Origin of the sequence: Streptomyces rimosus subsp. rimosus (genome assembly GCF_000720725.1) — a bacterium.
Taxonomy (GTDB): Bacteria; Actinomycetota; Actinomycetes; order Streptomycetales; family Streptomycetaceae; genus Streptomyces; species Streptomyces rimosus_A.
In genome coordinates this window covers 1-274 of record NZ_JOCQ01000272.1, presented here as the reverse complement: position 1 = coordinate 274, position 274 = coordinate 1, and the positions used below count along the sequence as shown (strand labels likewise).

Annotated in this window: 1 protein-coding gene; it reads left to right on the top strand. The window is 66.4% G+C overall.

What is annotated here, in order from left to right; translation table 11 throughout:
* A partial coding sequence (locus IH45_RS01000000144880) for a phosphopantetheine-binding protein (protein ID WP_032919626.1) occupies positions 1 to 274 on the top strand: 274 nt, incomplete at both ends.

Genomic DNA, 274 nt, shown 5'->3' with positions numbered 1-274 from the left:
CGGTATCGATGACGGGTTCTTCGACCTCGGTGGGGATTCGCTGTTGGCGACGCGGCTGGCGAGCCGTATCAAGGGTGCGTTGGGTGCGGAGATTTCGGTGCGGGTGCTGTTCGAGGCGCCCACGGTGGCCGGTCTGGCGGGGCGGCTGGATGAATTCGAGGCGGTGCGGCCCGCTCTCGTACCGGTGGAACGCCCTGACCCGATGCCGTTGTCGTTCGGTCAGCAGCGGATGTGGTTCCTGCACAGCCTGGAAGGCCCCAGCCCGACCAACAAT